At 61.4% G+C, this 11919-nt stretch carries 15 protein-coding genes; 9 read left to right on the forward strand and 6 right to left on the reverse strand.

Annotation, left to right across the window (positions count from 1 at the left end):
• Positions 1–44: 44 nt before the first annotated feature.
• On the reverse strand, positions 45–611 hold the full coding sequence (locus KCG44_RS07055) for a VPLPA-CTERM sorting domain-containing protein (RefSeq protein ID WP_218445195.1): 567 nt from the start codon (positions 609–611) through the stop codon (positions 45–47).
• A gap of 325 nt (positions 612–936) precedes the next feature.
• Here KCG44_RS07055 and KCG44_RS07060 point away from each other — a divergent pair, with 325 nt between their 5' ends.
• Positions 937–2193: a S41 family peptidase gene (locus KCG44_RS07060; protein ID WP_218445196.1), complete on the forward strand. Its 1257-nt coding sequence runs from the start codon at positions 937–939 to the stop codon at positions 2191–2193.
• 49 nt (positions 2194–2242) lie between these two features.
• Positions 2243–2833, forward strand: a complete 591-nt coding sequence (locus KCG44_RS07065) for a DUF4142 domain-containing protein (protein ID WP_218445198.1) — start codon at positions 2243–2245, stop codon at positions 2831–2833.
• Positions 2834–2848: 15 nt separating this feature from the next.
• Here KCG44_RS07065 and KCG44_RS07070 read toward each other — a convergent pair whose 3' ends face one another.
• From KCG44_RS07070 to KCG44_RS14550, 4 genes are all read right to left on the reverse strand, one after another.
• Positions 2849–3511: a carbonic anhydrase gene (locus KCG44_RS07070; RefSeq protein WP_218445199.1), complete on the reverse strand. Its 663-nt coding sequence runs from the start codon at positions 3509–3511 to the stop codon at positions 2849–2851.
• Positions 3511–3822, reverse strand: coding sequence for a P-II family nitrogen regulator (locus tag KCG44_RS07075; protein WP_218445200.1), 312 nt, complete (start codon positions 3820–3822; stop codon positions 3511–3513). The genes KCG44_RS07070 and KCG44_RS07075 overlap by 1 nt, the downstream gene beginning before the upstream one ends.
• Positions 3819–4799, reverse strand: a complete 981-nt coding sequence (locus tag KCG44_RS07080) for a sodium-dependent bicarbonate transport family permease (protein ID WP_218445201.1) — start codon at positions 4797–4799, stop codon at positions 3819–3821. Before KCG44_RS07080 ends, KCG44_RS07075 begins: the two co-directional genes overlap by 4 nt.
• Before the next feature lie 165 nt (positions 4800–4964).
• Complete coding sequence (locus KCG44_RS14550) at positions 4965–5351, reverse strand: PEP-CTERM sorting domain-containing protein (RefSeq protein WP_218445203.1); 387 nt, start codon at positions 5349–5351, stop codon at positions 4965–4967.
• A 292-nt stretch (positions 5352–5643) separates the two neighbouring features.
• Between KCG44_RS14550 and lipA the strand changes: the two genes are divergently transcribed.
• From lipA to sdhA, 7 genes are all read left to right on the forward strand, one after another.
• A complete protein-coding gene (gene lipA / locus KCG44_RS07090; protein WP_255536388.1) occupies positions 5644–6576 on the forward strand; it encodes a lipoyl synthase in 933 nt (310 codons plus the stop codon).
• Positions 6577–6743: 167 nt separating this feature from the next.
• On the forward strand, positions 6744–7757 hold the full coding sequence (locus KCG44_RS07095; protein WP_218445204.1) for a phosphotransferase family protein: 1014 nt from the start codon (positions 6744–6746) through the stop codon (positions 7755–7757).
• A gap of 1 nt (position 7758) precedes the next feature.
• Entirely contained in the window at positions 7759–8118 is a 360-nt protein-coding gene (locus KCG44_RS07100; RefSeq protein WP_218445205.1) for a DUF6285 domain-containing protein, read from the forward strand.
• Positions 8118–8543, forward strand: coding sequence for a DUF1330 domain-containing protein (locus tag KCG44_RS07105; protein ID WP_218445206.1), 426 nt, complete (start codon positions 8118–8120; stop codon positions 8541–8543). Before KCG44_RS07100 ends, KCG44_RS07105 begins: the two co-directional genes overlap by 1 nt.
• Before the next feature lie 181 nt (positions 8544–8724).
• Complete coding sequence (gene sdhC, locus KCG44_RS07110; RefSeq protein ID WP_218445208.1) at positions 8725–9129, forward strand: succinate dehydrogenase, cytochrome b556 subunit; 405 nt, start codon at positions 8725–8727, stop codon at positions 9127–9129.
• Positions 9130–9143: 14 nt separating this feature from the next.
• Positions 9144–9527: a succinate dehydrogenase, hydrophobic membrane anchor protein gene (gene sdhD / locus KCG44_RS07115; RefSeq protein WP_218445209.1), complete on the forward strand. Its 384-nt coding sequence runs from the start codon at positions 9144–9146 to the stop codon at positions 9525–9527.
• 9 nt (positions 9528–9536) lie between these two features.
• Complete coding sequence (sdhA, locus tag KCG44_RS07120) at positions 9537–11339, forward strand: succinate dehydrogenase flavoprotein subunit (protein ID WP_439651429.1); 1803 nt, start codon at positions 9537–9539, stop codon at positions 11337–11339.
• A gap of 76 nt (positions 11340–11415) precedes the next feature.
• On the opposite strand, the gene KCG44_RS07125 is transcribed toward sdhA, so the two are convergent.
• A complete protein-coding gene (locus tag KCG44_RS07125; RefSeq protein WP_218445210.1) occupies positions 11416–11910 on the reverse strand; it encodes a hypothetical protein in 495 nt (164 codons plus the stop codon).
• Positions 11911–11919 lie beyond the last annotated feature (9 nt).

The raw sequence follows: 11919 nt of genomic DNA on the forward strand, positions 1-11919 counted from the left end.
CCTGACAGCTTTTGCGTCAGGGAATCAGTAATAACGATTCCGAATTAAGACTTCGGACGGCGACCCGCTGCAAGGAAAGCAATTCCGCCAAGCAGAAATAGCGATCCGGCGGGTGCAGGTACGGCAATGCCCCTTTCCGTTGCCGTGAATGTGCCGGATTCAATCAGGCCATTCTCATCGAAGTACTCCGCTTGTGACAGATTGGCATCATTGAACTGAATGCCTGTGGGAAAGCTGCGCGAAATATCCTGATGCAGAATATTCAGAGCGCCATCGTCAAAAAATGTTAACGTTCGGCTTCCCACGGCTCCGGAGAGCTGGATGCCTTCACTTACGAGGGAGTCCGTCGACGGAACGTCGCCATTCGCGGACGAAAGAAACAGGCCGAACCCGGCGATGTTAAACTCCCAGGAGAATCCGGTGAGCGAGGCAAATGACGCCTTGTTCGACGGATCGATGTCATCGAACTCATAATAGCCGCTGCCAGCCATCACGCCGTCCGCATCGAGAAACTCAAAATCGAAAATCACCGCATTAGCCGAGGCTGACGCCATAAGCAGGCTCAACGCCACAGCTGCTTTCCCACCAAAACCGATTGATATGGTCATCATATACTCCCCGCAAAAACTGTAATAAGTCGTCAAATAAAACTTCATGCAAATATTGCGCCAATTTCACATATTCTTTATAAGATATTGAAAAAGGACAAAACATAAATTTGCGAGTATATTGCTACTTGTTCATTCTGTAAAATTTGCCGACACCACAGCCCCGGAATCTTGATTTTCTGGAATTCACATGTTCGGGCTGATGGCGCCTGAGCTTCTGGTGAGGTTTGATAGAATGAGCCTGATCGGCACGTTTGTGGATATTTTTATAAATACAAAAGATTATGGAGTATGGTGAATGCATGTCAGTTGTCGGCGGCGCTATGTGATGGCAGTGGCTCCCCTGTTTCTCCGGACCTTCATGCTGGCCGCGATGGTGCACGCAGCAGCGCTGCCAGCGCGCGCCGAACAGGCCGGCGCGAGCGCTGTGAAATGGCAGTCTGCCGCCACTGAACTTAAAAAGCTTGTACCGGAAATATATGCCTATCCAGAACGGCTGGACAACACGGTCGGTCATGAATCAGACCTTCTTCGCGCCGAACGCCTGGCGATCGAGACGGAGCGGGACCTGTTCCTTTATGCCGAGAAGGTTGCGCTCGCGCTGGCCGACCATCATGCCTCGCTGAACCGATCCTCAAAACAGAGCTTCGCATTGGTGCCGACCTATGCGGACATGTGGGTCGAGGTTCAGGATGGCGCTTATGTGATCTCGTCCGTGCGGCGGGGGTCCCCCGCGGCGGGGGCCGGAATTGCCGCCGGGAATATGCTGGTTGCGGTGAATGGGACGCCTGCCGCCGAGGCGGTGGCGGCGTTCTGGGATGCGCTTGGATATGAGCCGGACGACGAGCGGAGAGGCTATGCGGCGCGGCTGCTGGCGAATGGCCGACAGGGCGGGGACCGCAAGCTGACGGTCAGAGACGCGGCGGGGGCCGAAACCGCGCTGACGTTGCCGACGTTATATGACGCGCCAATGCCGGAGCGGTCCGCCGTGACGGTCGAGGAGCGCGGCGGCGTACCGATCATCCGCATCGGCAATTCTTTGGGTGATATCGACACGGTCACCGCCTTCGATGCAGCAATGGCGGCCGCCAGCGTCGCGCCTGAGATCGTCATCGACCTGAGGGAAACACCGAGTGGCGGCAATACGTCGGTCGCGCGCGGGATCATGGGCTGGTTCGTCGACACGCCGACGCCGTATCAGGAGCACAGGCTGCGCGCGGACGCCGAACCGATGGGAATTACAAGGAGCTGGCGTGAACTCGTCTCGCCGCGGGGGACCGCGCGCTATGCCGGCTGTGTGACAGTGCTCGTCGGACGATGGACCGGCAGTATGGGCGAGGGCATGGGGCTTGGGTTCGACGCGATGGGTGCGGATGTGGTCGGGACGCTGATGGCAGGTTTGCTGGGGGCGATCGAGCAGTTCACGCTGCCCGAATCGGGTATCCGCATCAGCCTGCCCATTGAGCGGATGTACCATGTGGACGGCACTCCGCGCGAAGACTTCGTTCCGGCAGAGACGGCCACAACATGCCCGGTTGCCTCGACATGGGAGTCGGTCGGCGGAGAGCCGGGGTTTAGGCGATAAATCGCGCGGATGGACGGAACGTGCGGCCTGGCGGCTCGTTGTGACCGCCATGACCATCATCACCCGCGGCAGGACCGCCATTGCTCTTATCCCCGTCTCGTTACTGATGCTGACGGCATGCGGCGATGGCGGTGCCACGGATGCCGGCCCAACGCCTGATGAAGTTGTTGCGGATATCGAAGCCGAGATGCAGGCGGCGGAGATTGCTGTCGCGAATTCCGGAGAGCTGACCGAGGCACAGGATTTTATCGATAGGGTAGCCGCGGCAGGCGGGCTGATGGTGGGGATCGCGGATATCGCTTCGCGCGATGCCAAGCGCGATGACGTCAAGGCTTATGTCGAGAGCAGCATTGCGGATCACCGTCTCATGCTGGCCAGTCTGAAGGCCGCCATGCAGGAAACGTCCCCGGACCTGACGATGAACACCAAGGGAGACGCGTTCGAGCAGGCGATGGCCGAGATGCGCGGCGCGCTGAATGCGGACGACATGTATCTCAAGAAGACACGCGCAGCCCGCCGCGAGTTCGTCGCGGCCATTGACGACTATCTTGAAACCGGCACGTATCCGGCGCTGGTGTCATGGGCAAAGGACGTCAAAATCACTACCGAAGCGCATGGCGATCAACTCGCTAAATTATAGCGCAAGGCAGCCGCGCTAGATGCCGACTTCGTTGGGATCGAGCGGTTTGAACTCATTGTCCTCGTCGTCGAGCCGATAGAGAATGCCCTCCGCGATGCCGAAATAGGTGCCCTCCAGGCGGAGGGTTCCGGCGGCTTCGCGTTCCCTGACACTGGGGAAACTGCGCAGGTTCTTCAGGCTGACGCGGACGGCGGCGAGTTCCAGCGCGCGCTGGGCGTCAATATCCGGGTTGGTCCTTTTCAAGGCGGTCACCCGGTCGCGCTCTTCAGAAAGCATGCGCATCCATTCGCCGATGAAAAAGCCTTCGCCGACGGCCGCGTCATTGAAATCGCCCGACAGCGACGCCTTCACGCCGCCGCACTGCGCGTGACCCATGATGACGATATAATGCACCTCCAGCTGCGTGACCGCGAATTCCAGCGCTGCGGACACGCCGTGCAACCCGCCGCCATCATCGAAGGGCGGGACCAGATTGGCGACGTTGCGCAGAACAAAGATCTCACCGGGCTCGACATCGAAGATCTGTGCGGGATCGACGCGGCTGTCGCAGCAGCCGATGATCATCAGGCCAGGCTTCTGGCCGTGGGCGGCGAGGGCGTCGTAGCGCCGCCGCTGATCCTGATAAGGGCCGGCGCGAAACCGCCGATACCCGTCCAGCAGCGCTTTGAATTCCGGCACTAGTAGCGCTCCCCGCGCACAACTTCGACGTTGGATACGAATAGAACGAGACCATGGCTGTCGAGAAACGGTGTCAACGCTTCTATGAACCGGTCGGACGTCTCTTCGTTGCTTACGGCCAGGAACATGCGCTTTGCAAGCGCGCCCGTTAGCTGGTCATCGGACCAGCGGCCCGTATGCCCGCGCCCGGAATGCGCGGCGAAGATGGTGTAATGTTCGATCCCCGCCAGCTCAGCGTGCTTTTCGACAGTGCTCATCAGGGGCTTGTCCACGAGCACCTCGATACGGCGGCGGCGAACGGTGGTGGTCATGCGATAACTCCGGCGAACCAGGAGGCGAGCGCCGTGTAGAGCGGTATCCCCACGGTGATGTTGAACGGGAAGGTGATGCCAAGCGAAAGCGCCAGATACAGACCCGCATCGGCGCGGGGCAGCGCCATGCGCATGGCCGCAGGAACCGCGATATAAGACGCGCTGGCGGCCAGGATGGCAAGTGCGGACGCGCTGCCGACATCAAGGCCGATCAATATGCCGACAAGCGCGCCGATGGTGCCATTGAGAATAGGCAGCGCAATGGCGAGTACCGACAGGCGGACGGTGAGCGCGCGGGACTGTGTCAAACGGCGCGCCGCGACCAGACCCATGTCGAGCAGGAACAGGCAGAGGACGCCGCGAAACGCGGTTTCGAACATCGGCGCGATGGGCGTGAACCCGTCCTTGCCCGCGATGATGCCGATAAGGAAGCTGCCGACCAGCAGCACGACGGAGCCATTCAGCAGGACTTCGCGCCACAGCGCGCCGCCCTTGCCCTCTCCATTGCCGATGGCCGCGCCGCTGCGGTTCGCCAGAAACAGACCCACGAGGATCGCTGGCGTTTCCATGAGCGCCAGGACGGCAACCATATATCCGGCGGGCGCAAGGTCACCCACGGTCAGGACTTCGACGCCCGTTACGAAGGTGACGACACTGACGGAGCCGTAATGCGCTGCGACGGCACCGGCATTGACGCCGTCCAGCCTGCCGAACCAGCGCAGCGCGGGATATGCGATAAGCGGCAGGATGAAGCCCAGCGCGAGACCGGCGGCGAGCGCGGCGACGATGCCGAGGCTGAAGCCCGCTTCGGCGACCTGCACGCCGCCTTTGAGGCCAATCGCCGCCATCAGGTACAGCGACATGCCCTTCGCAATGCTCTCCGGGATGGCGAGGTCGGACCGCGCGAACCCGGCCAGCCCGCCGAGAATGAAAAACAGGATGACCGGCGAGAGGAGAGTCGAAATTGCAGCGTCCATGAATCCCGCGCTACTATGGAGCGTCAGAAGAGGCAATCTCTGACAGTTTCGGGCTCTGCCTGCGGACCATTACGTGAACCGTCGTGGCAGCCGACCTTGTATGGAAAAACGGCCGCCCCCGCATTCGCAGAAGCTGCCATTTTTCATGTCATTCGAGCGGTGAACTTATGCGCGGCGAGCGCGGCCCGCCATTACCAGAAGGCCAAGACCCAGAAGACCGAGCGCGCCCGGTGCGGGTACAGGGCCTGCGTCTACGCTGTTATACGAGAAGTTCATGAAGCGCAGACCCGACGCATCGGTGTTGTCACGAAACGCGACGCCGCGGAACGTGCCGAGCCCGCTATACGTGTAGACCTCATAACCCGACGGGACGAGCGCCTGGGTAACGGAACTTTGAAGGACACCGAGATCCGAATAGAAATCAATGGTGATCGTGCCCGAAGATGACGAGCCCATCGTCAGTGTCAGTGCATCGGCATCATCGTCCAGGAGCATGGCGAGCGGCGCGTTATTACCGGGCTGCGGCAGGAGCGAATTTGAAGCCGCCGACACGCCAGGGTCAAAAAAGCCGACTCAGCATCCCCGTCGCGGCGGCGCTCAGATCAACGTCAACGAGCGCAGCGTGTGCCGGAAGAGCGGCGGCAAGACATGCAACGGTGGCGGTGCACAGCTTCTTCATGTTTCGGTCCCTTTTGATGGTACCCGTTCGCGGGCAAATTTCGCACCAGAAAGCTAAGCCCTTCGATCAAAAGGTTTGATCGGACGCGCTATTCGATATGTGTGAAGGATACCGACACTTTTCCTGCCTTGCGGTGACTTGTCGCGAACCGATTGATTCTCCGCCATGGAACGCTACATCGGCAGCATGGCAACAGCACCCGACCAGATCCGTACCCGCAAGCCTGACTGGCTACGCGTGAAAGCCCCGACCTCCGTTGGTTTTGCCGAGACGCGCAAGCTGATGCGGCGGCTGAACCTGAACACCGTGTGCGAGGAAGCGGCATGTCCGAATATCGGCGAATGCTGGACCCAGAAACATGCGACGGTGATGATCCTGGGCGACACCTGCACGCGCGCCTGCGCCTTTTGCAATGTGAAGACGGGCATGCCGCAACCGGTCGACCCGCTTGAGCCCGAGCATGTCGCCGTGGCGGCGGGCGAGCTTGGCCTGCAGCATATCGTAATCACGTCTGTCGACCGGGACGATCTGGCCGATGGCGGCGCGCGCCAGTTCGTGCGCGTGATCGAGGCACTGAGGAAGAACGCGCCCAATACGACAATCGAAATCCTGACGCCCGATTTTCGCAACAAGGCGGATGAGGCGGTGCGGATGATCGTCGACGCGCGTCCCGACGTCTATAACCACAATCTGGAGACGGTGCCGCGGCTATATCCGACGATCCGGCCGGGCGCGCGCTATTTCCATTCGCTGCGCCTGCTCGAACGGGTGAAACAGCTCGATCCCACGATTTTCACGAAGTCGGGCATGATGATGGGCCTGTCGGAGGAGAGGCTGGAGGTGCATCAGGTGATGGACGACATGCGCTCCGCCGATGTCGATTTTCTGACGCTTGGCCAGTATCTGCAGCCGACACCGCGCCATGCGAAAGTCGTCGATTTCGTGACGCCGGATCAGTTCAAATCCTATGGCGACATTGCGCGCGCCAAGGGGTTCCTGCTGGCCGCATCATCGCCGCTGACGCGGTCAAGCTATCATGCGGGTGATGATTTCGCACGGCTGAAGGCCGCACGGGAAGCCAAGCTGGCGAAAGCCTAGGGCGGCGGAAAGCTGCACGCCAGCCGAACTGCTCTCTTTCCCCTGGATGTGCATGGTGAAAGGCGCGGCTAACCAAGGATATCTTATCCCGCGCCGGGCCATTCTGCCGATACTCCCCATGCTGACGGGTGTGAAAGCGGACGCTTTTGGCTAGGGTCGCGACAACCATGAGCGATATGAAATCTGACAAGCGAAACCCGCGGCTTTCGTCAGTGCTGTCAAAGGCGGCCGCCGCAGAGGTGACGGTGACGTCCATGACGGCCCTGTCCGGCGGGGCGGCGTCCATGAGTTATCTTGTTGAGACGGAGCGTGATGGCGGGCCATGGCCGCTGGTGCTGCAGGTTTCCTCCGGCGATGAAACTGGCGATCCATCGCGGACGATGTCACGCGCGGTGCAGGCGGCACTGCAGCAACGCGCAGCGAATGCGGGCATGCGCGTGCCGGCGATCGTCGCGGTCCTGGAACCTGAGGATGGGCTGGGCGACGGTTTCGTCATGGAATTCGTGAGCGGGGAAACACTGGCCCCGCGCTATTTGCGCAAGCCCGAATTCGCGGCGGCGCGGGAACGGCTGACGACGGACACGGCACAGGCGCTCGCGCAGCTACATGGTATCGCGCGCCTTGAATTCGAAGGGCTGGGCCTGCCTGTCCTCGACGGACCGGCACAGCTCGGCCATCTGCGCGATGTGTACGACAGTCTCGGCGGCGGCGTACCGGTTTTCGAGATGGCGTTCGCACGCCTGAAGGATCGCCTGCCGCCATGTAAGGCGCCGGTTCTGGTGCACGGCGATTTCCGTTCGGGAAATTTCATCGTCGGCAAGGACGGTCTGAGGTCGGTGCTGGACTGGGAGCTGGCACATATTGGCGATCCGCTTTTGGACATTGGATGGCTGTCGACGAACACGTGGCGTTTCGGGAACTGGCAAAAGCCGGTCGGCGGCTTTGGGCAGCGCGAGGCCTTTTACACCGCCTATGAAGCCGCGGGCGGGCGGCCGGTCGACCTGCGGACCGCGCTTGCGTTTGAAATGCTGGGATCGCTGCGCTGGGGTGTCATGTGCATGCAGATGGCGGCCGCGCATTTGAACGGAACGGCGCAAAGCGTCGAGCGGGCGGCGATCGGTCGGCGCGTTTCGGAAACGGAAGCGGATCTGATCCATATCATGAAACATGGGAGTGTCTGACATGGCAGGGCCGGTTTCCATCGCCGACCTTGCGGAGTCGGTGTCGATGTATCTGGACGAGATCGCGCCCGGCCTGTCGGGGCGGCAAGCCTTTCACGGGAAGGTGGCCCGCAATGTGCTGGCGATCATCGCCAGGGAGGCGCGGGCGGTCTCGCTCGCCGCGGAAGGCGACTGGTATGCGGCGCGGACCGGTGCGACGGGCGAGGCGGCACGGCGCGAATATTGCCGCCTGATCCGCAGCGGCGATGTCGATCCCTTCGATGACGGACTGGTCGCGCGGATGTCCACGTTCGTGGCGGCGCGGCTTGCCGTGGACAATCCCGGATTTTCGACGCTGGCGCGTTTGCAGGAGACAGAGTGATGAAGACGATCGACAGGAGCATCGATCCGACGGCGGATCAGGTCCGGGCATTGCGGGACAGTGACGTTTCCGGACCCGTGGTGATGGTCAACATGCTGAAATTCCGGGACCGGGCGGATTATCCAGAAGATTTTACGGGTGACCGCGACCTGTCGGGCAGGGAGGCCTATGCGCGTTATCAGCACGCCTTTACGGTGACCGTCGGAGAGACGTCGAAGGCCGAGGTTCTTTATGAAGGGCCGGTCCAGCAGGTCTTTATCGGCAGGGAAGGCGCGGCGGAGACCGACTGGGACGCGATGCTGATCGTCCGCTACCCGGACAAAGCGAACTTTCTTGGCATGATGGCGAATGAAGAATACCGCGCCGCGCTGGTGCACCGATATGCCGGTCTGCGGCGCACCGTGCTGCTGCAATGCGGCGGCTAGGCGTCTGGTCCGGGACCGTCTGACCGGAGGCGGATTTCCAGGCTGCGGGCCGCGCGTCTGAGGGCGGCATGTGGTGCTTCCGCGTCGCTTTGTCGGTTGCGGTCGCGCGGTCTTGGCGTAAAGACGGCCACGAGCACATATAATCATTGATGATAGCAGTAGTTGTAAGGGACGTTTGAACATGGCGACACGGCCGCAGGTAGGCGGAGGCGGGAGACCGCTTTCCCCGCATCTTTCGATCTGGCGCTGGCGCATCCATACGGTGACGTCGATCGTTCACCGGATCACCGGCGATGGGCTGGCGATCGTGGGCGGCGTTTTGTTTACATGGTGGCTGGTCGCGGCGGCAAGCGGGCCGGAAGCCTATCAGACCTTTCTGTCGGTCGCGACGGGGCCTGTAGGGCTGATCGTCGGGATCGGCCTGACCTGGGCGATGTTCCAACATGCCGCGTCGGGTATCCGTCACCTCGCCATGGACACCGGTGCGGGCTACGGACTTGAGATTTCCAAGACGACGGCGACACTGACCTGGGTCGCCTCCCTCCTTCTGACGGGCCTGCTCTGGGCCTTCATCCTGCTGCGTTAAGGAAAGCTGAAGACATGGCTGTTGAAAGAGGAACTGCTCTTGGCCGCGTGCGCGGTCTTGGATCTGCAAAAGGCGGCGCGCACCACTGGTGGGTGCAACGCCTGACGGCGGTCTCGAATCTGCTGCTGCTGACGTGGTTCGTCGCGTCGCTGGTCAGCCTGCCGACACTCGACTATTTCACGATGAGCGAATGGCTGTCGCAGCCGCTGGTCGCCGTACCCATGGCGCTGTTGATCCTTAGCGTTTTCTATCATTTGCGCCTCGGCCTTCAGGTCGTGGTGGAGGATTATGTCGACGGTGGTGCGCGCATTGCGCTGCTGCTGTTCATTTCCGCCTTCGCCATTACCGGTGCGGCGCTTTCGCTCTTCTCTCTCTTCACCATCGCCTTTGGGGCGTAGGGACACAAAATGACTGCCAAGCTGAACGAAGCCTACCCAATCACGGACCACACCTATGACGCCGTCGTTGTCGGCGCCGGTGGTTCGGGCCTGCGCGCCGCCATGGGGATCGCGGAAACCGGGCTGAAGACCGCCTGCATCACGAAGGTGTTTCCGACGCGTTCGCATACCGTTGCGGCGCAGGGCGGCATTGCGGCTTCGCTGGGCAATATGGGGCCGGATCACTGGACCTGGCACATGTACGATACGGTCAAGGGCTCCGACTGGCTCGGCGATCAGGATGCCATCGAGTATCTTTGTCGTGAAGCGCCCGCCGCGGTCTATGAGCTGGAACATTACGGTGTTCCGTTCAGCCGCACCGAAGAGGGCAAGATCTATCAGCGCGCCTTTGGCGGCATGACGCAGAATATGGGCGAAGGCCCCGCGGCGCAGCGTACCTGTGCCGCCGCCGACCGTACCGGCCACGCCATGCTGCACGCGCTCTACCAGCAATCGCTACGATATGACACTGATTTCTTTATCGAATATTTCGCGCTCGACCTGATTATGGACGAAGATGGCACTTGCCGCGGCGTGATTGCGATGGATATGGAAACAGGCTTGATCCATCGGTTTCGGGCGCACAACACCGTGCTGGCCACCGGCGGTTATGGCCGCGCCTATTTCAGCGCGACGTCCGCGCATACCTGCACGGGCGATGGCGGCGGCATGGTGCTGCGCGCCGGCCTTCCCATGCAGGATATGGAGTTCGTGCAGTTCCACCCGACCGGCGTTTACGGTGCCGGTGTGCTGATCACGGAGGGTGCGCGCGGCGAGGGCGGCTATCTGACCAATTCCGAAGGCGAGCGCTTCATGGAACGCTATGCGCCGTCCGCAAAGGATCTCGCGAGCCGCGATGTGGTGTCCCGCTCCATGGCGATGGAAATGCGCGAAGGCCGCGGTGTCGGTTCCGAGGGTGACCATATCAACCTGCACCTCGACCATATCGATCCGGAGACTCTGGCGGAGCGCCTGCCGGGTATTTCGGAGACGGCGAAGATCTTCGCCGGTGTGGATGTCACCAAGGGTCCGATCCCGGTGACCCCGACCGTGCACTACAATATGGGCGGGATTCCGACGAATTATCACGGTGAAGTCGTCACCAAAAAAGATGGCGACCCTGATTCGGTGGTTCCCGGCCTGTTCGCCGTGGGTGAAGCGGGCTGCGTTTCCGTGCACGGCGCCAACCGGCTCGGCTCGAACAGCCTGATCGATCTGGTTGTCTTCGGCCGCGGGGCCGCGCATCGTATTCAGGAAATCACGAAGCCCGGAACGAAGCACGGCGATATCAACGCGAGTGCCGATGAAAAGGCACTGACACGCCTCGACGGTTTCCGTCACGCGAAGGGCGGCTCACCCACTGCGGAAGTGCGCCTGGCGATGCAGAAAACCATGCAGTCGAACTGCGCCGTGTTCCGGACATCGGAAGTGCTGGATGAGGGCAAGGCGAAAATCAACGCGGTGTATCAGCGTATGGCGGACCTTTCGATCACCGATCGTACGCTTGTCTGGAACACCGATCTCATCGAAACGCTGGAGCTCGACAATATGATCGGGCAGGCGGTGATGACGATGGACATGGCGGCGAACCGTACGGAAAGCCGCGGCGCGCACATGCACGAGGATTTCCCTGACCGGAACGATGCCGACTGGATGGCCCACTCGCTGGGCTGGTTCCGCGACGGCAGGACCGAGCTCGAGACGCGCCCGGTGCACAGCTATACGCTCTCTCAGGACATTGATTATATCAAGCCGAAGAAGCGCGTTTACTAATAGCTGGCTGAACTGTCTTTCGGGATGATCGGTTTTGCTGATGCGGCGCGGCGGAAAGGCCGCTCGCCTTGCGTCGCTAATCACCGCTATCGTCTGGCGGGGCTTCGTATACGGGCAATGTGCACCCCTTGTGAACAGCATGACCTTTCAGATAGGATCGGCGCGCGACGCCCGCGATGACGGCCGCGCGGTATTCCCGCTCTTTTTTCGCGCTGCCGGAGATCTCGCGAACCACGCCGCGAAATGGGATCAACAGTCCCGCCCCGACACGGCCGGCAAGCCCAAGTGCGGCATCGCGGCGTTTCTTGGCATCGCTATTTTCCTGCGGGACCAGATCGTAATCCGGGCCAAGGACCTGCTCTAGCTGGCCAATCTCCGATGAGAGGCGCGCACAGCTGACGGTTTCGGGCAGGCGATAGGGTTCCTCCAGAATGCGCATCAGCGCGGCGTCGATACGCGGACGCATGATGCCCACATCGGTAAGCGGCTGCATCGCCGCATCGCGAGCGATCTCGCCCGTGGAGCGGTCGCGGGCCGTGCGGCTGACGGCACAGGCCGACAATGCCGACATCAAAAGGGC

The sequence above is a fragment of the Pacificimonas pallii genome (assembly GCF_019204005.1).
Lineage (GTDB): Bacteria > Pseudomonadota > Alphaproteobacteria > Sphingomonadales > Sphingomonadaceae > Pacificimonas > Pacificimonas pallii.

Bases quoted from the DNA above. Each gene is read 5' to 3' on its own strand.
- KCG44_RS07095 (WP_218445204.1), top strand. From the start codon at position 6,744: ATGAGCGATATGAAATCTGACAAGCGAAACCCGCGGCTTTCGTCAGTG.
- KCG44_RS07075 (WP_218445200.1), bottom strand. From the start codon at position 3,822: ATGACCACCACCGTTCGCCGCCGCCGTATCGAGGTGCTCGTGGACAAG.
- sdhD (WP_218445209.1), top strand. From the start codon at position 9,144: ATGGCTGTTGAAAGAGGAACTGCTCTTGGCCGCGTGCGCGGTCTTGGA.
- KCG44_RS07055 (WP_218445195.1), bottom strand. From the start codon at position 611: ATGATGACCATATCAATCGGTTTTGGTGGGAAAGCAGCTGTGGCGTTG.
- KCG44_RS07105 (WP_218445206.1), top strand. From the start codon at position 8,118: ATGAAGACGATCGACAGGAGCATCGATCCGACGGCGGATCAGGTCCGG.
- KCG44_RS07100 (WP_218445205.1), top strand. From the start codon at position 7,759: ATGGCAGGGCCGGTTTCCATCGCCGACCTTGCGGAGTCGGTGTCGATG.
- lipA (WP_255536388.1), top strand. From the start codon at position 5,644: ATGGAACGCTACATCGGCAGCATGGCAACAGCACCCGACCAGATCCGT.
- KCG44_RS07080 (WP_218445201.1), bottom strand. From the start codon at position 4,799: ATGGACGCTGCAATTTCGACTCTCCTCTCGCCGGTCATCCTGTTTTTC.
- sdhA (WP_439651429.1), top strand. From the start codon at position 9,537: ATGACTGCCAAGCTGAACGAAGCCTACCCAATCACGGACCACACCTAT.
- sdhC (WP_218445208.1), top strand. From the start codon at position 8,725: ATGGCGACACGGCCGCAGGTAGGCGGAGGCGGGAGACCGCTTTCCCCG.
- KCG44_RS07065 (WP_218445198.1), top strand. From the start codon at position 2,243: ATGACCATCATCACCCGCGGCAGGACCGCCATTGCTCTTATCCCCGTC.
- KCG44_RS07060 (WP_218445196.1), top strand. From the start codon at position 937: ATGGCAGTGGCTCCCCTGTTTCTCCGGACCTTCATGCTGGCCGCGATG.
- KCG44_RS07125 (WP_218445210.1), bottom strand. From the start codon at position 11,910: ATGTCGGCATTGTCGGCCTGTGCCGTCAGCCGCACGGCCCGCGACCGC.